14 protein-coding genes and 3 pseudogenes are annotated in these 18077 nt (G+C 72.2%); 14 read left to right on the top strand and 3 right to left on the bottom strand.

The genetic code is table 11. From position 1 onward, the window contains the following. Nucleotides 1-236: 236 nt before the first annotated feature. A complete protein-coding gene (locus AB0J12_RS29310) occupies nt 237-1097 on the top strand; it encodes a biotin--[acetyl-CoA-carboxylase] ligase (RefSeq protein ID WP_363267516.1) in 861 nt (286 codons plus the stop codon). A 182-nt stretch (nt 1098-1279) separates the two neighbouring features. Then, nucleotides 1280-2383: an adenylate/guanylate cyclase domain-containing protein gene (locus AB0J12_RS29305; RefSeq protein WP_363267515.1), complete on the top strand. Its 1104-nt coding sequence runs from the start codon at nt 1280-1282 to the stop codon at nt 2381-2383. Between the two features lie 4 nt (nt 2384-2387). On the opposite strand, the gene AB0J12_RS29300 is transcribed toward AB0J12_RS29305, so the two are convergent. Further along, nucleotides 2388-3026 (bottom strand): hypothetical protein, encoded by a 639-nt coding sequence (locus tag AB0J12_RS29300; protein WP_363267514.1) that lies wholly within the window; start codon nt 3024-3026, stop codon nt 2388-2390. Nucleotides 3027-3252: 226 nt separating this feature from the next. Between AB0J12_RS29300 and AB0J12_RS29295 the strand changes: the two genes are divergently transcribed. The 3 genes from AB0J12_RS29295 (at nt 3253) to hutH (ending at nt 6992) form a co-directional block, all read left to right on the top strand. Further along, the gene (locus AB0J12_RS29295; RefSeq protein ID WP_363267513.1) at nt 3253-4062 is read left to right on the top strand and encodes an enoyl-CoA hydratase-related protein; all 810 of its coding nucleotides are present in this window, start codon (nt 3253-3255) and stop codon (nt 4060-4062) included. Nucleotides 4063-4206: 144 nt separating this feature from the next. Then, nucleotides 4207-5349: a sensor domain-containing diguanylate cyclase gene (locus AB0J12_RS29290; RefSeq protein WP_363267512.1), complete on the top strand. Its 1143-nt coding sequence runs from the start codon at nt 4207-4209 to the stop codon at nt 5347-5349. 104 nt (nt 5350-5453) lie between these two features. After that, entirely contained in the window at nt 5454-6992 is a 1539-nt protein-coding gene (hutH, locus tag AB0J12_RS29285) for a histidine ammonia-lyase (protein ID WP_363267522.1), read from the top strand. An 85-nt stretch (nt 6993-7077) separates the two neighbouring features. Here the strand turns inward: hutH and AB0J12_RS29280 are convergent, their stop codons facing one another. Continuing rightward, nucleotides 7078-7392 (bottom strand): LAETG motif-containing sortase-dependent surface protein, encoded by a 315-nt coding sequence (locus AB0J12_RS29280; protein ID WP_363267511.1) that lies wholly within the window; start codon nt 7390-7392, stop codon nt 7078-7080. Between the two features lie 133 nt (nt 7393-7525). Here AB0J12_RS29280 and AB0J12_RS29275 point away from each other — a divergent pair, with 133 nt between their 5' ends. The 7 genes and pseudogenes from AB0J12_RS29275 to AB0J12_RS29245 all read left to right on the top strand — a co-directional run bounded on the left by AB0J12_RS29275 (nt 7526) and on the right by AB0J12_RS29245 (nt 15176). Continuing rightward, nucleotides 7526-7873, top strand: a complete 348-nt coding sequence (locus AB0J12_RS29275; RefSeq protein WP_363267510.1) for a hypothetical protein — start codon at nt 7526-7528, stop codon at nt 7871-7873. A gap of 226 nt (nt 7874-8099) precedes the next feature. Then, complete coding sequence (locus AB0J12_RS29270; RefSeq protein WP_363267509.1) at nt 8100-9347, top strand: Ig-like domain-containing protein; 1248 nt, start codon at nt 8100-8102, stop codon at nt 9345-9347. A gap of 85 nt (nt 9348-9432) precedes the next feature. Beyond that, nucleotides 9433-9915 carry a GNAT family N-acetyltransferase gene (locus AB0J12_RS29265; protein WP_363267508.1) on the top strand — a complete coding sequence of 161 codons (483 nt, stop codon included), beginning with the start codon at nt 9433-9435 and terminating at the stop codon, nt 9913-9915. A gap of 18 nt (nt 9916-9933) precedes the next feature. Next, nucleotides 9934-10281: pseudogene (locus tag AB0J12_RS29260) on the top strand (ABC transporter permease); the annotation flags it as partial. A 122-nt stretch (nt 10282-10403) separates the two neighbouring features. Next, a pseudogene (locus AB0J12_RS29255) lies at nt 10404-11081 on the top strand (ABC transporter ATP-binding protein); the annotation flags it as partial. 130 nt (nt 11082-11211) lie between these two features. Beyond that, a complete protein-coding gene (locus AB0J12_RS29250) occupies nt 11212-14535 on the top strand; it encodes a S8 family serine peptidase (RefSeq protein ID WP_363267507.1) in 3324 nt (1107 codons plus the stop codon). A gap of 128 nt (nt 14536-14663) precedes the next feature. Further along, nucleotides 14664-15176, top strand: coding sequence for a hypothetical protein (locus tag AB0J12_RS29245; protein ID WP_363267506.1), 513 nt, complete (start codon nt 14664-14666; stop codon nt 15174-15176). A gap of 17 nt (nt 15177-15193) precedes the next feature. Here the strand turns inward: AB0J12_RS29245 and AB0J12_RS29240 are convergent, their stop codons facing one another. Continuing rightward, the gene (locus tag AB0J12_RS29240; RefSeq protein ID WP_363267505.1) at nt 15194-16135 is read right to left on the bottom strand and encodes a helix-turn-helix transcriptional regulator; all 942 of its coding nucleotides are present in this window, start codon (nt 16133-16135) and stop codon (nt 15194-15196) included. A gap of 175 nt (nt 16136-16310) precedes the next feature. Between AB0J12_RS29240 and AB0J12_RS29235 the strand changes: the two are divergent. Next, nucleotides 16311-17356: pseudogene (locus AB0J12_RS29235) on the top strand (NAD(P)-dependent alcohol dehydrogenase). A gap of 115 nt (nt 17357-17471) precedes the next feature. Then, nucleotides 17472-17984: a peptide-methionine (S)-S-oxide reductase MsrA gene (msrA, locus tag AB0J12_RS29230; RefSeq protein WP_363267504.1), complete on the top strand. Its 513-nt coding sequence runs from the start codon at nt 17472-17474 to the stop codon at nt 17982-17984. The last annotated feature ends 93 nt before the right edge of the window (nt 17985-18077 follow it).

Genomic DNA, 18077 nt, shown 5'->3' with positions numbered 1-18077 from the left:
CCCTTGGCGTGCTGCTTTTCGACGGCGCGTTCCGAGCCGGCGTGCGTCGCTTCCTCGATACGGCGCTGCAGATCCGCGAGCTTGCCCGCGGTCGTGTGAAGGTCGATCTCTTCCGGCTCGGACATCGGGATCGCGGCTCCCTGCCTGCTCAAAAGGGGGGACGGTTACTCATCCGTAGCGTAGTGCTGCCCCCCACGGTCGGCAGTGCGGCGTTTCCCACACCTAGGGTGGCTTGCATGACGCCGCGAGATGCATCAGACGACAGCCGCTGGTCCGACCTCGACCGCCCGCCCCTCAGCGCCGCGGCGCTGCGGCGCGCGCTGGTGCGCGAGGGAAGCCTGTGGTCGGACCTGGAGGTCGTGCAGCGCACCGGCTCCACCAACTCCGACCTGGTCGCCCGCGCGGAGGCGGGCAAGGCGGCCGAGGGCGCGATCCTCGTCGCCGAGGAGCAGACGGCCGCCCGCGGCCGCCTGGACCGGCAGTGGACGGCTCCTGCGCGCTCGGGCCTGTTCTTCTCGGTCCTGCTGCGGCCGATCGACGTCCCGGTCGCCCGCTGGGGCTGGATCCCGCTGCTGACCGGGGTCGCGGTGGCCACCGGCCTGTCCCGGGCGGCAGGCGTCGACACGGCCCTGAAGTGGCCGAACGACCTCCTCGTCACCGTCGGCGGCGAGGAACGCAAGGCCGGCGGCATCCTCGCCGAGCGGGCCGGGGAGGGCGGCGTGGTCGTCGGCGTGGGCATCAACGTCACGCTCAAGGCGGAGGAACTCCCCGTACCGCAGGCGGGGTCGCTGGCGCTGGCCGGAGCGGTGAGCACGGACCGCGACCCGCTGCTGCGGGGGGTTCTGCGGGCACTGGAGGACTGGTACGGCCGCTGGCGCGACGCGGAGGGCGACCCGTCGGCGTGCGGCCTGCAGGAGACGTACGCGGCGGGCTGCGCGACGCTGGGGCGGACGGTCCGCGCGGAGCTGCCGGGGGATCGGTCCCTGGTGGGCGAGGCGGTGGCGGTCGACGGTGACGGCCGCCTGGTGCTGGCAACGGAGAACGGGGTGCAGGAGCCGGTCGGAGCGGGCGACATCGTCCACTTGCGCCCGGCGTGAGTGTGGGTTGGGCTGAGTCGAAGCAGACATGCCCCCTGCGGTCGGCCACATCGACGCCGGGTGACACGCAACGCCGCTCACCTCACCCCCGGCCCCCACGGAGTGAGTGAGCTGGCGCACACCTGCCGTAAAGTTGGAGGCCGGTCGATACCTGACCTCGGCAGATCGGAAGGGCAGCAGGCGTGACCGTCGACGACTCGGGCTCCGGGCCCGATGCCACCGACTCCGGCGAGGACCCCCTCGCGCTGCGCCTGGAACAGCTGATCCTCGGCGCCGAGCGGCGCTACACCCCGTTTCAGGCGGCCCGCAGCGCCGGTGTGTCCATGGAGCTGGCGTCCCGCTTCTGGCGGGCCATGGGCTTCGCCGACATCGGCCAGGCGAAGGCGCTGACCGAGGCCGACGTGCTGGCCCTGCGACGGCTGGCCGGTCTGGTCGAGGCGGGCCTGCTCAGCGAGGCGATGGCGGTGCAGGTGGCCCGGTCGACGGGCCAGACGACCGCCCGCTTGGCGGAATGGCAGATCGACTCCTTCCTGGAGGGCCTGACCGAGCCGCCCGAGCCCGGCATGACCCGCACCGAGGTCACGTATCCGCTGGTCGAGCTGTTGCTGCCGGAGCTGGAGGAGTTCCTCGTCTACGTCTGGCGCCGCCAGCTCGCCGCCGCGACCGGCCGGGTCGTCCAGGCGGCGGACGACGAGGAGATGGTGGACCGCCGCCTCGCGGTGGGCTTCGCGGACCTGGTCGGGTTCACGCGGCTGACCCGCCGTATGGAGGAAGAGGAGCTCGGCGAGCTGGTCGAGGCGTTCGAGACGACGGCCGCCGACCTGGTGGCCGCGCGCGGCGGGCGGCTGATCAAGACCCTCGGCGACGAGGTGCTGTTCGCGGCGGACGACGCGGGCACGGCGGCCGAGATCGGGCAGCGGCTGATCGAGACGATGGCGAACGACGAGACGATGCCGGAGCTGCGGGTCGGCATGGCGTTCGGCACGGTGACCACCCGTATGGGCGATGTCTTCGGTACGACCGTCAACCTGGCGTCCCGGCTGACCTCGATAGCGCCGCGGGACGCCGTCCTCGTCGACAGCGCCTTCGCGGAGGAGCTGATCCGCACCGGGGAGGCGCCCGCCTCGGAGGCGGAGGCGGCCGAGCGGGCGGCGGCCGCCGAGAAGGAGGGCGAGGACCCGCCTACGTACCGCTTCGCGCTGCAGCCGATGTACCAGCGCCCGGTGCGTGGACTCGGTGTGGTCGCGCCCTGGCTGCTCGGCCGGCGCGACGACGGCAGGGCGTAGCAGCTCACCCGAGGAGCCCCGAGCCCAGGCACACGCCGATGATCGGCAGACACACCCCCGGGCCGGGCTCGTCGGGACGGGCCGGCGGCGGAGTCGCCGGCGCGGTGGAGTGGGACGGGCTCGGCGCGGGCGAGCGGGGTGGCGGGGCCGGTGCCGGCGTGGACGCCGGCGGGCCGGCGGGCGGCGCGGACGTCCGCCCGGAGCCGGGCACCCCGGTGGCGGACGGCTGCGTGACCGGGACGGAGTACGACGGGACGGCGACGGCCGACGGGCCGCGCCCGGCGGCCGCGGTGGCCGAGGCCGTGGCGACCGGTGCGGCGCTAGCCCCGCCCATGACGTCCGCGGCGGAGGGGCCGGGCCGCGGGGTGGCCGAGACGGTGGCGGCGGTGTCGGCCGACCGCTCGGTGACGGTACGGCGGCCCGTGTCGTGGTCGGCGCGGGGGCCGGTCTGCGCGGTACCGAGGCCGGGGACGCCGGACTCGGGGGCCAGCCGTACGAGACTCAGCACACCGGCGGCCAGGGCGAGACCACCGGCCGCGAGCAGCACCCGGCGGTGGCGGGGGCGGCGGTGCCGGCCGCCGGCGGTGTCGTGCGCCTGCTGTTCCTCTGTCTCCGTCGGTGTCTCTGTCGGTATCTCCGTCATCGCGGCGTTCCCCCTTCTGCGGTTGCGCCCCCGATGCGCCGTGGCGGACGCACGGTATGCGCTCCTCCGGACGGAGGACACGGATTTGGGCGAGATGTCACTCGAACGGGTAATCGGTGGCCCTCGGTGGTTCGTACGAGCCGGGTCCGGCCCTTTCCCGGACCGGTCCGGCCTGCGATGATCGGGCCGTTGTCTTCTGTTAACCCGCGTTAACCGGGAGGGTGTCATGAGCGAGGAGCGGTTCGGGGAGTTCGTGCTGGTGCGACGGCACGGTGACGAGGGTGCCCGGCATGTCGCGGAGCTCGCCCTCGACCGGCCCAAGGCCATGAACGCGGTCTCCACCGAGATGGCCCGCTCGATCGCCGCCGCCTGTGAGGCCCTGGGCGCCGACCGGGACGTACGCGTGGTGGTGGTGACGTCGACGCACGAGCGGGCGTTCTGCGTGGGCGCCGACCTGAAGGAGCGCAACTCCTTCTCCGACGCCGATCTCGTACGGCAGCGTCCGGTGGCGCGCGGTGCGTACACCGGGGTGCTGGAACTGCCGGCGCCGACGATCGCGGCCGTGCACGGGTTCGCGCTCGGCGGCGGCTTCGAGCTGGCGCTGTCCTGCGACCTGATCGTGGCCGACCGCACGGCCGTGGTGGGGCTGCCGGAGGTGTCGGTCGGCGTCATTCCGGGCGGCGGCGGCACCCAGCTGCTGCCGCGGCGGGTGGGCGCGGCGAAGGCCGCCGAGCTGATCTTCACGGCCCGTCGGGTGGAGGCCGCGGAGGCGGCCGAGCTGGGGCTCGTGGACCGGCTGGTCGACGCCGGGCAGGACCGCGCGGAGGCGCTGACGCTGGCCGCGCGCATCGCCGGGAACTCCCCGGTGGGGCTGCGCGCGGCCAAGCGGGCCCTGCGCCTGGGGCACGGGCTGGACCTGCGGGCCGGCCTGGAGGTCGAGGACGCGGCCTGGCGCTCCGTCGCGTTCTCGGGCGACCGGGCGGAGGGCGTGGCGGCCTTCAACGAAAAGCGCAAGCCTCAGTGGCCGGGGGAGTGAGGGCGGGGGCCTGTGTGCCAAGGGTGACTGCAGGGTCCGGGGGCGCAGCCCCCATGTGCGGCCACCCACGGCCGACCCGCACCACACACACCTGTTCGCCCCATTAACGCACCGATTCAGCCGAAACCTCCCTAGCCTGGAGCAATGGGTGAGGACAGGCGCCTGACCGCCGTGGTGGCCCTGGCACAAGGGATGGCCGCGGCACACAGCCCGCGGGAGTCGTGGCGCGCGGCAGCGCTGGGCGGCTGCCGCGCGCTGGCCGGGAGTTTCGCCGCGCTGTCGGTGTGGGAGCGGGACCTCGGCCGGCTGCGGGTCCTGGTGAACGTCGGGGACCGGGCTCCGGAGGAAGAGGAGTTCCCGGTGGACGAGACGTACCCCGTCCACCAGTTCCCGGAGATCACCGAGTTCCTGCACGAGCGCTGGGCGTCGGGCGGCGAGCCCAACGCGTGGGTGGAGACCGCCGAGGGGCCGACCGCGGGCCACGCCGGCTACTGCCACCAGCGGGTCGCCGCCCTGCGCCGCCGGGGCCGCGGGTCCTGTGTGGTCGCGCCGATCGTCATGCACGGCCGCGCCTGGGGCGAGCTCTACGTCGCGCGCAGGGCGGGCTCCGCCGTCTTCGACCGGGGCGACGCGGACTTCGCGACCGTGCTGGCGTCCGTGGCCGCCGCCGGCCTGGCGCAGACGGAGCGGCTGCAGGAGGCGCGCCGGCTGGCCTTCACGGACGCGCTGACCGGTCTGGCGAACCGCCGTGCCGTGGACGCCCGCCTGGACGAGGCGATCGAGCGGCACCGCAGGGAGGGCGCGGTGGTCAGCCTGGTGGTGTGCGATGTGAACGGGCTCAAGCACGTCAACGACACCCTCGGCCACGCGGTGGGCGACCGCCTGCTGGAACGGTTCGGCTCGGTGCTCTCCCTGTGCGGGGCCATGCTGCCGGGGGCGCTGGCCGCCCGGCTCGGCGGGGACGAGTTCTGCCTGCTGGCCGTCGGCCCGCCCGCCCAGGACGTGGTGAAGGTCGCCGACGAGCTGTGCCGGAGAGCCGCCGAGCTGGAACTGGGGGAGGGCGTGGCCTGCGGCGTCGCCTCCACCGAGGCGCCGATCGGCCCGCTGCACTCGGCCCGCCGCCTGTTCCGCCTCGCGGACGCCGCCCAGTACCGTGCCAAGGCCGAACGCTCCACCCGTCCGGTGGTGGCCGGCCAGCAGGGCCCCGACGACCCGGTGATCCGCCTGGCGGACCAGCCCACGACGGAAGCGGCCGGCGAACGCCGCGCCTTCCGGGGCCGCCTGTAGGAAGTGCCCTCGGATCGCCCGTGGGAAGTGCCCTCGGTAAGGGGCGGAACCCCGACCCACTGGTGACATCTTCATCTTCAGTGCGTACGCTCCTGAATATGAGTATGCACACTGTGGTGGTGGGGACGTCCGGGGTCACCGCGTCCGACGTTCTCGCGGTGGCCCGTGACGGCGCCCGCATCGAGCTCTCCGGCGAGGCGGTGGCCGCCCTCGCCGCGGCCCGCGGGATCGTGGACGCGCTGGCGGCCAAGCCCGACCCCGTCTACGGCGTCTCCACCGGGTTCGGCGCCCTGGCCTCCCGCCACATCAGCCACGAGCTGCGCACCCAGCTCCAGCGCAATATCGTCCGCTCCCACGCCGCCGGCATGGGACCGCGGGTCGAGCGGGAGGTCGTCCGGGCCCTGATGTTCCTGCGGCTGAAGACCGTCTGCTCGGGCCACACCGGCGTCCGCCCCGAGGTCGCGCAGACCATGGCGGACATCCTCAACGCCGGGATCGCCCCCGTCGTCCACGAGTACGGCTCCCTCGGCTGCTCCGGCGACCTCGCCCCGCTGTCCCACTGCGCCCTGACGCTGATGGGCGAGGGCGACGCCGAGGGCCCGGACGGCGTCGTGGCGCCCGCCGGCGAGCTGCTCGCCGCGCACGGCATCGCCCCCGTCGAGCTGCGCGAGAAGGAGGGCCTGGCGCTCCTCAACGGCACCGACGGCATGCTCGGCATGCTGGTCATGGCGCTCGCCGACCTGGACCGGCTGTACAAGTCCGCCGACGTCACCGCGGCCCTGTCGCTGGAGGCCCTGCTCGGCACCGAGAAGGTGCTCGCACCCGAGCTGCACGCCATCCGGCCGCATCCGGGGCAGGGCGCCAGCGCCGCCAACATGCTCGCCGTCCTCAAGGGTTCCGGCCTGACCGGGCACCACCAGGACGACGCGCCCCGCGTGCAGGACGCCTACTCGGTGCGCTGCGCCCCGCAGGTCGCGGGCGCCGGCCGGGACACCCTCGCGCACGCGCGCCTGGTCGCCGAGCGGGAGCTGGCCTCCGCCGTCGACAACCCCGTGGTGCTGCCCGACGGCCGGGTCGAGTCCAACGGCAACTTCCACGGCGCCCCGGTCGCCTACGTGCTGGACTTCCTCGCCATCGCCGCCGCCGACCTCGCCTCCATCGCCGAGCGGCGCACCGACCGGCTGCTCGACAAGAACCGCAGCCACGGGCTGCCGCCGTTCCTCGCCGACGACGCCGGCGTGGACTCCGGGCTGATGATCGCGCAGTACACGCAGGCCGCCCTGGTCAGCGAGATGAAGCGGCTCGCCGTACCGGCCTCCGCCGACTCCATCCCGTCCTCCGCCATGCAGGAGGACCACGTGTCCATGGGCTGGTCGGCCGCGCGCAAGCTGCGTACCGCCGTCGGCAACCTCACGCGTGTGATCGCCGTCGAGCTGTACGCGGCGACGCGGGCGATCGAGCTGCGGGAGGGTCTGACGCCCGCGCCCGCCTCGCAGGCCGTCATCGACGCCGTACGGGCCGCCGGGGTGGGGGGGCCGGGCCCGGACCGGTTCCTGGCGCCCGACCTGGCCGCGGCGGACGCGTTCGTGCGCGACGGGCGGCTGGTCGCGGCGGTGGAGTCCGTCACCGGTCCGCTGCAGTAGCGAGCCTTCGCCGACGGGGCCCTGACGCACTCCCGGTGCGGCAGGGCCCCGGTGCGTCCGGCGGCGGCCGGACGTCCGCCGCGGCTCAGAAGCCGAGGCGTTCCCGGCGTACCGAGTACACGACGAAGCCGGCGCCGAGGGAGAGGAAGACGCTGCCGCCGACGACGTACGGCGTGGTGTCGGGGCTGCCGGTGTCGGCGAGTTGGGCGCCGGAGAGCCCCGAGCCGGCCACGGCGGAGGCGTCCGCCGCACTGGTCGCCGCCCGGGCCTGTGTCGTCGTCGTGTCCTGTTCTCTCGCCGGAGTCTCGGACGACGCGTTGGCGGACGGGACGAACCACAGGGCGCCCAGAAGGGTCGCCGCGGCGGTGGCGGTCAGCAACGAGCGGCGGGCGGATGACACGGACTATCGATCCCCTTGTGGCGCTGGCGAATTGGCCGGCGAATTGGCCGCGCGGGCCAATGCTTGGGGCGATGCTAATGAAAGGCGCGGGTCGCGGGAAAGTTGTGGGAGCGGGGAGCCTTACGCTCCCGGCATGACCACTGAAGAGACATCACGTTTTGTGCGGCTTCGCGTGGAACTCGTGCTGGAGGTCGACGACGAGCAGGCCGTGACCGCCGCGGCGCTGCGGCGCCTGGCCCAGGACCCGGAGATGCCGGAGTCGGAGCGCACGCAGGCCGAGGGGGCTGTGACGGAAGACACCGCCGAGGCGCTGGCCTATCTCGTCGACCCGTTCGACCTGGTCAGCGAGGTGCCGGGGGTGGAGCTGCAGCAGGCGTCCTGGTCCAGTGAGCGGATCGACTACGACCCGGACTCGCCTGACTGGGACCTGGACGAGGATGATGGCGACGAGGACGAGGACGACGAGGAGCACACCGGCTGAGGCCGCGCAGGGGGGAATGCCATGACCCCGGGCGGCAACCGCCGTCCGGGGTTTCTTCGTCCCAGGGGGCGCATGGACCGATATCCGCACCACCGGCCTGCCCGGCGGACGTGGTGTGTCCCACACCTCGGAGGAATGTGGAACGGGACGAACCGGTCGTAGCGTTGAACGTTCTTACGGGGACACTCGGGGTTTTCGGGATTCGGCAACGATGGAGAAGCGTGTGATGACGGAGGGTAAGCGGCGCAAGGGCCTGATGGCCGCGTCCGCACTGCTCGGCGGGGTGCTGGTGCTCACCGGCTGTTCCGGCGGCGACAAGGCGTCCGCCGGTCACGGCGGCACCGACGCCTCGGCCAAGGTCGACGAGGCGGCAGCCCAGAAGTCGTCCGAGGCGCAGATCACGATCACACCGAAGGACGGCTCGGACAACGCCTCCATCAACAACTCCGCGACCGTCGCGGTGAGCAAGGGCACGCTCACGAGCGTGACGATGACGTCCACCGACGGCAAGCAGGTCGCCGGCCAGCTGTCCGCGGACAAGACGAGCTGGAAGCCGAGCGTCCAGCTGCAGCGGTCGACCACCTACAAGGTGGCGGCGGAGGCCACCGACAAGGACGGCCGGGTCGCGCACGAGAACGCCTCCTTCACCACCGTCTCCCCGGCCAACAGCTTCATAGCCAACTTCACGCCCGAGGACGGCGCCACGGTCGGCGTCGGCATGCCGGTGTCGATCAACTTCAACAAGGCGATCACCAACAAGGCGGCCGTCCAGAAGGGCATCAAGGTCACCTCCAGCAGCGGCCAGGACGTCGCCTGCCACTGGTTCAACGCCAACCGCATGGACTGCCGCCCCGAGCAGTACTGGCGGGGCGGCTCCACCGTCACCCTCAAGCTCGCCCTGGACGGCGTCGAGGGCGCGCCCGGTGTCATGGGCGTGCAGCAGAAGACGATCTCCTTCCACATCGGCCGCAACCAGGTCTCCTACGCCGACGCGAAGACCAAGCAGATGAAGGTCACGCAGGACGGCAAGGTCGTCAAGACCATCCCGATCTCCGCCGGCGCGCCCGATCACAAGACGTACGAGGGTCAGATGGTGATCTCCGAGAAGTTCAAGGAGACCCGGATGAACGGCGCGACGGTCGGCTTCACCGACGACGACGGCAAGGGCGAGTACGACATCAAGGACGTGCCGCACGCCATGCGCCTGTCGAGCTCCGGCACCTTCATCCACGGCAACTACTGGGGCGCGAAGTCCATCTTCGGCTCGGTCAACACCAGCCACGGCTGCGTCGGCCTGTCCGACACGAAGGGCGCGAACGACCCGTCGACCCCGGCCGCGTGGTTCTACACCCACTCGCTCGTCGGTGACGTCGTCGTCGTCCAGAACACCGGCGACAAGACGGTCGCCCCGGACAACGGCCTCAACGGCTGGAACATGAGCTGGTCCGCGTGGAAGGCCGGCTCGGCGCTCTGAGCCCCGCCCGACGCGACACGTAGGCGGTCGGTCCCCGGAGAAACCCGGGGGACGACCGCCTTTGTGCTCCCGTACGCTGCCGCGCATGATCCGCCTGGAACGCCTCCGCCCCGACCACGCGGACGCGCTGCTGTCCTTCGAACGCGCCAACCGCGCCTACTTCGCCCGTACGATCCCCGACCGCGGCGACGCGTACTTCGCCGACTTCCCGGCCCGCCACGCGGCGCTCCTGGCCGAACAGGAGGCGGGCATCTGCCACTTCCACGTGATCCTCGACGCCGAGGGAACCCTCGCCGGCCGCATCAACCTGCTGGACGCGGACGCGGGCACCGCCGAACTCGGCTACCGCGTCGGCGAACGCTTCACGGGCCGCGGGGTGGCCAAGGCGGCGGTACGTCAGGTGTGCCGCCTGGCGACCGACGCGTACGGCCTGTCGACCCTGACGGCCCGGACCACCCTGGACAACGCGGCGTCCATGGCGGTCCTGGCCGGGACGGGCTTCACGACGGTGGGGGAAACGGTCGTCGGCGGACGGCCAGGGCTGCGCTACGCACGCCGGCTCACCTGACGCGCGTGATTTTTCGGCAAGGTCGGGCAGCAGAGTGGGGTCGCCGATGCCGTGGGCGGGCTGAGTCTGCAAGTGCTCAAGGTCAGCGGGCAGTTCAGCCGGGGGCCGTTCCAGCAGGACGGGAACGGGGGCGGCCCCCGCGGGTACGGGCTGGGCGGCGGGGAAGTCAAGGGCGGGGGCGCCGGCTTCGACGTCAACTCCTACTCCGTCTACGGCACCGACGTCACCAAGCCCGCCCTCGGGCCGCTGACCTCGTCGAAGATCAGCAGTGGGCGGACCTTCAGGACCTCGGAGAGCAACGCCGCCGTCGCCGTCGTCGACTCCGGGTACGCCAAGGAGAAGAAACTCGCCGTCGGGTCCGGCGTGGCCGGCGGGCTGATCGCCGGGGCGTTCGGCGGCTGGCGGGCCTCACGGCTGCGCCCGGCGGACGCCCTGCGCCGCGTCGAACAGACAGCCCGTCCACCCGACCCAGGGGGAACCCCAAGTAGGAACTCAACGGCGTCACCAAGCGCTACACCCGTGGCAAGGACACCGTCCACGCCCTCGACGACGTCGACCTCACCCTCCACGACGGCGACCGGCTCGTCATCCAGGGCCCGACCGGCGGCGGCAAGTCCACGCTGCTGCAGATGCTCGGCGGACTGGACCGGCCGACCTCCGGCGACGTCGTCCTCGACGGTGCCGATCTGGCCAAGTTGCCGGAGGCCCGCCTCACCCGGGTGCGCAGCGAGACCATCGGTTTCGTCTTCCCGTCCTTCGGCCTCATCCCCACGCTGACCGCGCAGGAGAACGTCGAGACCGCCCTCGTGCCCCTCGGGGTGAAGGCCAGGGAACGGCGTGAGCGGGCCGCCGAGGCGCTCGCCTCCGTGGGGCTCGGGGAGCGGCTCGGGCATCTGCCCGGCGAGATGTCCGGCGGCCGGCAGCAGCGCGTCGCCATCGCCCGGGCGCTGGTCAAGCGGCCGAAGGTGCTGCTCGCGGACGAGCCCACCGGCAACCTCGACGAGAGCATGCGCGACGAGGTGATGGACGTGCTGGAGCGCATGTGGAAGAAGCACGGACTGACCTTCGTGATGGTCACTCACGACTCCGCCCTCGCACGGAAGGCCCCCCGTGCCGCGACCCTCCGCAAGGGGCGGATCACCGTGACGGAAAACGTCAACTCATGACGCAGGGCCCCATTGAGGCACTGATCACCCCTCGGCATACTGCGTCCCCCGGGGGGTTGACGTGCAGACGCACGAGACTGCCCCCGGCCGGGTGACAGGGGAAATCGCCCGGTATCAGCAAGGGGGAGTTTTGCGCACACAAGTGAAAAGAGCGGGCGCGGCCGGTGTCGCCGCCGCGGCCGCTGTGGCGCTCGCCGCGGGTATGACCAGCCCGGCGGCGGCCGCCCGGCCCGAGCAGCGCGCGACCGGCGCTGCCCAGGTCCAGCCGTCCCTCAAGGCAAAGCACCGCATCACCCTCATCACCGGTGACCGCGTCGCCGTCGACGCCAAGGGCCGCGTCGTCGGCCTGGAGCGGGCCGAGGGCCGCGGGAACGTACCCGTCCAGATCCGCACCGTCCACGGGCACACCGTCGTGCTGCCCGCCGACGCCGCCCGCATGGTCGCCACCGGCGTGGTCGACCAACGTCTGTTCGACATCACCGAGCTGACCAGGTCGGCCACCCTGAAAGCCCAGAAGAACGGGCTGAAGGTCATCGTCGGCTACCGGGGCGCCGCCGCCACCGCCCGCGCGGAGGTACGCCAGGCCGGCACCCTGCGCCGCACCCTGACGTCCCTCGACGCCGACGCCGTGCAGACCCCGCAGGCCGACGCGCCCGCACTGTGGGACGCGGTCACCAACGGCGACCGCACCGCCTCCGGTGTCGCGCACGTCTGGCTCGACGGCGTCCGCACGGCCAGCCTCGACACGTCGGTGCCGCAGATCGGCGCACCGGCGGCGTGGGCCGCCGGATACACCGGTAAAGGTGTGAAGATCGCCGTCCTGGACACGGGAGTCGACGCCTCCCACCCCGATCTGAAGAGCCAGGTCGTCGCGGCGAAGAACTTCTCCGCCGCCAAGGACGCCACCGACCACTTCGGCCACGGCACGCACGTCGCGTCCATCGCCGCCGGCACCGGCGCCAAGTCCAAGGGCACGTTCAAGGGCGTCGCGCCCGGCGCGCGCATCCTCAACGGCAAGGTCCTCGACGACAACGGCTCCGGTGACGACTCCGGCATCCTCGCCGGCATGGAGTGGGCGGCCCAGCAGGGCGCCGACGTCGTCAACCTCAGCCTCGGCGGCTACGACACGCCCGACATCGACCCGCTCGAGGCCGAGGTCGACAAGCTGTCCGCCGACAAGGGCATCCTGTTCGCGATCGCCGCGGGCAATGAGGGCCCGGAGTCCGTCGGTTCGCCGGGCAGCGCGGACGCCGCGCTCACCGTCGGCGCCGTCGACGGCAAGGACAAGCTCGCCGACTTCTCCTCCACCGGCCCGCGCGTCGGCGACGGCGCCATCAAGCCGGACGTGACCGCGCCGGGCGTCGACATCACCGCCGCCGCGGCCAAGGGCAGCGTCATCGACCGGGAGGTCGGCGAGAACCCGGCCGGCTACCTGACCATCTCGGGTACGTCGATGGCGACCCCGCACGTCGCGGGCGCCGCCGCGCTGCTGAAGCAGGAGCACCCCGACTGGGGGTACGCCGAGCTCAAGGGGGCGCTGACCGGTTCCGCCAAGGGCGGCGCGTACACGCCGTTCCAGCAGGGCAGCGGCCGTATCGCCGTGGACCGGGCCATCAAGCAGGCCGTCGTCGCCGACCCGGTGTCGGTGAGCTTCGGCACCCAGGCCTGGCCGCACACCGACGACAAGCCGGTCACCAAGCAGCTGACGTACCGCAACCTCGGCAAGAGCGACGTCACGCTGAAGCTGACCGCGTCCGCCACCGACCCCAAGGGCAAGGCGGCACCGGCCGGCTTCTTCCGGCTCGGCGCGGGCAGCGTCACCGTCCCCGCGGGCGGCAAGGTGTCGGTGCCTCTCACCGTCGACACCAAGCTGGGCGGCACCCTCGACGGCGCCTACTCGGCGTACGTGACCGCGAGCGGCGGCGGGCAGAACGTGCGGACCGCAGCGGCCGTACAGCGCGAGATCGAGTCGTACGACGTCACGGTCAGGCACATCGGCCGGGACGGCAAGCCGACCGCCGGCTACCTCACCGACCTGTTCGGCTACACCGGCCTGGCCCAGGGCCGGCACTACCAGTCCCCGGTCGTCGCCTCCGGCACCACCACGCTGCGCGTGCCCAAGGGCACCTACCTGCTGGACGCCTGGATCGCCAAGGACTTCAGCGAGTTCAAGGGCGGCATCGACTGGCTGGTCCAGCCCAGGCTGGACGTCACGAAGAACCTGACGGTCACGCTCGACGCCCGCGCCGCCAAGAAGGCGGACATCACCGTCCCGGACCGCACGGCCAAGCCGCTGTCCGCGACGATCGACTACGCCTACGACGCCGCCGGCGTCCTCGCCGGGTTCAGCCGGACCTCCTTCGCCGGCGTGCGGATGGCCGCGCTCGGCCCGGACGTCACCGGTCTCACGCAGACCTGGAGCGGCCAGTGGACCAAGGGCGCCACGGCCGAGTACGACGTGGCCACCAGCGCCAAGGTCAAGCGCGTCCAGGGCGGCAAGGTCCGCCACTTCACGGCCCGCGAACTCACCACCGTACGGGCCGGACTCGGTGCGTCCGCCCCCGGCAAGACCGGCGGTGTGACCGCGCTCGGCTTCCTGGCCGACGACGTCGCCGTCGGGGCGCCGGTGCCGCAGAAGCTGCCGGGCACGCGGACGCTGTACCTGTCGACGGCCGACAAGATCCAGTGGACGTTCGACTTCGAGCAGTACGCGGGCAAGGACGCCGACGGCCTCCCGGTCGTGGACGCCGCCTACAGCCTCGGCAACCCGCAGACCCTCGCCGCGGGCAAGGCGTACGCGAAGACCTTCAACACCGCGGTCTTCGCCCCGCACGTCGACGCCGACTACGGCGTCTTCCGCGAGGGCGACACCCTCTACGGCATGCTGCCGCTGTTCGCCGACGGCAGCGCGCACGCCGGGTCGTCGGCCGTCACCAAGGCGACGACCACGCTGTACCGCAACGGCAAGAAGGTCGGCTCCAGCCAGGACCCGCTCACCGGTGACGGCGAGTTCACGGTCCCGGCGGGCGACGCGGCGTACCGGCTGTCCACGTCGGTGAGCCGCAGCGGCAAGGTCGCGGGGGTGTCCACCCGGATCGACGCCAGCTGGACCTTCCGCTCCGCGAAGCCGGCGTCCGGCCGGCAGGCCAGGCTGCCCGTCTCCACGGTCCGCTTCAACGCCGCGACGACGCTGGACAGCAAGGTCGCCGCGGGACGCACGGCCACCTTCCCGGTCGTCGTGGAGGGCGCGGCCGCCGGCCGCAACCTGAAGTCCCTGACCGTGTGGGCGTCCTACGACGGCGGCAAGACCTGGAAGAAGGTCCAGGTGAAGAAGGGCAAGGTCACCCTGAAGAACCCGGCGGCGGGCAAGTCCGTCTCCTTCCGCGCCGCCGTCAGCGACAAGAAGGGCGACACGGCGACGATCACGGTCCTCAATGCCTACTACGGCAAGTGAAAGGCGCACCACGGCAGGTGAGCCGGCTGCGCTGAACGCCGGTTGCCGAACACGCCGCCCGCCGGAGGGAGTTCCTCCGGCGGGCGGTGGTCTGCCCGGAGCCGGACCGCGGCCGTTAGGGTCCCCGTATGACCGCCGCCGTGACCGCCATGATCACCGCAGTCGTCGGAGTCCTCGGGACCCTCTTCGCGCCCGTGCTCACCCAGCGGATCACCGCCCGGCAGCGCGCCGCGGAGAGCACCGCCGAGGAGCAGCGCCGGCGCTTCGAGGAGCGCAGGACGGCGTACACGGCGATGAACCGGGCCTCACGGCAGTTCCACACCCTCCTCAAGGACGCCCTGCACCGCCTCCGCGACGGCGTCTACGACGACCAGGAGCGCGAGCGTCTGGAGGAGGCCCGCCGGGACTACCGCGACCGGTACGCCGAGGCGCAGATGCTGGTGCCCGAGCGGATCCTGGAGGCGTCACGGGCCGTGAACACGGTCCTCGCCGGGACGGACGCGGTCGTCAAGCGACTGGACAGGGGCCTGGCGCGGGACGGGGAGAGCGCCGAACAGGCCCTGCTCGCCCTGAAGGAGGCCGAGCCCCGGCTGACGGCGATGCGGCGGGTCATGCGGGAGGACCTGGGAGTGGCCGGCTGACGGGAGGCTGGCCGGTGTCAGCCGTGCTGCGTCGTCGACTCCGTGCCCGCGCGGGTCGCGTCCGTGCCCCAGCTGGCCAGCAGCCGCAGTGATTCCGCCGACGGGGAGCCCGGCTCGGCGTGGTACGTGATCAGGGACTGCTCGCTGCCGTCGGTCAGCCGGAACGACTCGAACTGCAGGGCCAGATCGCCCACCAGCGGGTGGTGCAGATGCTTGACGCCGTGGGTCTTGTCCTTCACGTCGTGCGTCGCCCACAGCCGGCGGAAGTCCTCGCTCTTCACGGACAACTCGCCCACCAGCGCCGACAGCCGCGGATCGTCCGGGTAACAGCCGGCGTCCATGCGCAGCGCGCACACGATGTCGATCGCCTTCTGCTCCCAGTCCACGAACAGCTCCCGGTACTCCGGACGCAGGAACGTCAGCCGCGCCCAGTTCCGCTCCGCCGCCGGCAGTTCCGCCCAGTCCCCGAACAGGGCTGCGGCCATGGAGTTCCAGGCCAGGATCTCCGCGCGCCGCCCCACGACGTACGCCGGGACGCCGTCCATCACCTCCAGCAGCTGCCGCAGCGCCGAGCGCACCTGCTGCGGGCGCGCCGCCGGCTTCTTCTTGTGCCGCTTGGGCTTGGCCAGGTGCGTGAGGTGCGCGTGCTCGGCGTCCGAGAGCCGCAGCGCACGGGCGATGGAGTCCAGCACCTCCGCCGACACGTTCCGCCCGTTGCCCTGCTCCAGCCGCGTGTAGTACGCCACCGACACCCCGGCCAGCTGCGCCAGCTCCTCGCGCCGCAGCCCCGGCACCCTGCGGTGCCGGCCGTAGTCCGCCAGGCCCACGTCGGACGGCTTCAGCCGGGCCCGGCGGGTGCGCAGGAACTCGCTCAGCTCGGCGCGGCGGTCGAGCGGGGCGCCGGCGCCGCTCTCCGGCTCGCCGAAGGCCTCGGGCGCCGGTTCGGGGTGTACGTCCATGCCCTCAAGTATTCCGGGTCGTACGCATACGAGCCTGACCCCGCCAGTGGTAGGCACAGCGTGCGTACGCAAAGCCGTGACCTGGGTGGATGCGTGCGGATCGGGCAGGCTGGTCTCCGTGCCCGGCCGGAAGGCAGGCCGGGCGCGGACGTTTCTTGGCAAGGAGAACCCCGGCATGACCACCCCTGTCGCCGCGTACGCCGCACCCGCCCCCAAGGCGCCGCTGGAGCGCACCACCATCGAGCGCCGCGCGGTCGGTGAGCACGACGTCCTGATCGACATCAAGTACGCCGGTATCTGCCACTCCGACATCCACCAGGCCCGCGAGGGCTGGGGCAGGCCATCTTCCCGATGGTCCCCGGCCACGAGATCGCCGGCGTCGTCGCGGAGGTCGGCTCCGGTGTGACGAAGTACAAGGCCGGCGACCGCGTGGGCGTCGGCTGCATGGTCGACTCCTGCCGCGAGTGCGAGAACTGCAAGGCCGGCCAGGAGCAGTACTGCACCGGCGGCGGCATGATCGGCACGTACAACGCGATCGGCAAGGACGGCGAGCCCACCTACGGCGGCTACGCCCAGAAGATCGTCGTCGACGAGAACTACGTCGTCCGTATCCCCGACGGCCTGTCCCTCGACGTCGCCGCGCCGCTGCTGTGCGCGGGCATCACCCTGTACTCCCCGCTCAAGCACTGGGGCGCCGGCCCTGGCAAGAAGGTCGCCGTCCTCGGCATGGGCGGCCTCGGTCACATGGGCGTGAAGATCGCGCACGCGCTGGGCGCCGAGGTGACCGTGCTGTCGCAGTCCCTGCGCAAGAAGGACGACGGGTTGCGGCTGGGCGCCGACCACTACTACGCGACCAGCGACCCGAAGACGTTCGAGGAACTGGCGGGCACCTTCGACCTGATCGTGTCGACGGTTTCGGCGCCGCTGGACTTCAACGCCTATCTGTCCCTGCTGAAGATCGACGGCGCCCTGGTGAACGTCGGCGCGCCGGAGGAGCCGATCTCGCTCAACCTCTTCTCGGTGATCGGCGGCCGCAAGACGCTCGCCGGTTCCATGATCGGCGGTATCGCGGAGACCCAGGAGATGCTGGACTTCTGCGCCGAGCACGGCTTCGGCGCCGAGATCGAGCTGATCCGCGCCGACCAGATCAACGAGGCGTACGAGCGGGTGCTGAACAGCGATGTGCGGTACCGGTTCGTGATCGACACGGCGACGATCTGACGTCTTCCGTCCGAGGGCCCCGGGGTGCTGTGCGCCCCGGGGCCCCGGCATGGAATCGCGTGGCGCCCTCATGCGTTGACCGGGTGGGCAGGACGACGAGTTTTGGAGGGTCGCAATGGCTGAGCAGACGCAGAGGGCCGTGCTGGCGGGCGGTTGTTTCTGGGGCATGCAGGAACTGGTCCGGCGCCTGCCGGGCGTGACGGCGACCCGGGTCGGATACACCGGGGGTGACGTGCCGAACGCGACGTACCGCAACCATGGCACGCACGCGGAGGCCATCGAGATCCTCTTCGACCCGGAGAAGACCGACTACCGCGCCATCCTGGAGTTCTTCTTCCAGATCCACGACCCGAGCACGAAGAACCGCCAGGGCAATGACATCGGCCTCAGCTACCGCTCGGCGATCTACTACGTGGACGACGAGCAGAAGCGGATCGCCGAGGACACGATCGCGGATGTGGACGCCTCCGGCCTGTGGCCCGGCAAGGTCGTCACCGAGGTGGAGCCGGTCGGCCCGTTCTGGGAGGCCGAGCCGGAGCACCAGGACTACCTGCAGCGTTACCCGGAGGGTTACACCTGCCACTTCCCGCGCCCGGGATGGCGGCTGCCCACCCGCGCGCAGGGCTGACCGCGAGGGGCGGGAAGGAGACGGGGGCTGACGTTCGGGTGAGGTTCGGCCCCCGCGCCCGGTGCGGCAGGCGGCGTGCCCTGCCCCGGGTCT

The organism is Streptomyces sp. NPDC049915 (assembly GCF_040656475.1).
Taxonomy (GTDB): domain Bacteria; phylum Actinomycetota; class Actinomycetes; order Streptomycetales; family Streptomycetaceae; genus Streptomyces.
The sequence above is the reverse complement of the archived record's forward strand: the minus strand, read 5'-3'. Positions and strand labels throughout refer to the sequence as shown.